The sequence below is a fragment of the Streptomyces fildesensis genome, assembly GCF_016107395.1.
Lineage (GTDB): Bacteria > Actinomycetota > Actinomycetes > Streptomycetales > Streptomycetaceae > Actinacidiphila > Actinacidiphila fildesensis.
In genome coordinates, this window is the sequence record NZ_JAAIKO010000279.1 from 1 (window position 1) to 278 (window position 278).

Here is a 278-nt window from a genome sequence, read left to right on the forward strand (position 1 = left end):
GCCCGCACGCCGGGCTGGCCGCCGACGAGGCGGACGCCGTCACCCGGTTGGAGCGCGAGCGCGACGCGCTGCTGCGGCTGACCGGGCTGGGGTGTACACCGGAGGTCCATGACTGGTTCACTGTCGGGGATCACCAATTCCTGGCCCTGGAGTTCATCGAGGGACGCCCGCTCAACAGTTTCTTCGCCCACCGACACCCGCTGATCGAGCCGGATCCCAGCCCGGAGAGCCTGGCCGAGTACACCGCGTGGGCTCGGCGGGTCTACGGGCTGGTGGAG

General features: G+C 70.5%; 1 pseudogene. It reads left to right on the forward strand.

From position 1 onward, the window contains the following. Positions 1 to 278: pseudogene (locus C6N31_RS42900) on the forward strand (class III lanthionine synthetase LanKC); the annotation flags it as partial.